The following is a 339-nucleotide window of genomic DNA, read 5'->3' as shown; positions in this document are numbered from 1 at the left end:
TTTTTTCTTTTCTCAATTCTTCAACTGCTATAGGATAAGCTGGATTCTTATCTACTGTCACGACACGAGGCTTAGAAATATGAAAAGACTGCAAAGCTTTCTTGAAGAATCGCTTTGCAGACTTGTGGTTTCTTGCTTTACTTAGGTAAAAATCGATGGTACTTCCTTTCGAATCGACAGCACGATACAGGTACATCCATTGACTTTTTACTTTGATATATGTTTCATCGACTCTCCACGAGTCATTGGTTTTCTTGAGATGACGATGGATTCTTTTGTCTAATTCAGGACCATACTGATGAACCCAACGCATAATCGTTGTATGAGCAACGATTATGC

The 339-nt window shown here is 38.1% G+C and carries 1 protein-coding gene; it reads right to left on the bottom strand.

Translation table 11 applies throughout. The annotated features are described in order from the left end of the window. On the bottom strand, window positions 1-339 hold a 339-nt coding region (locus BAQ49_RS03850), incomplete at both ends, for an IS6 family transposase (RefSeq protein ID WP_116733430.1).

It is taken from the genome of Bacillus proteolyticus (genome assembly GCF_001884065.1).
Lineage (GTDB): Bacteria > Bacillota > Bacilli > Bacillales > Bacillaceae_G > Bacillus_A > Bacillus_A proteolyticus.
Note: the sequence above shows the minus strand (reverse complement) of the source record. Positions and strands in the feature narration are given on the sequence as shown.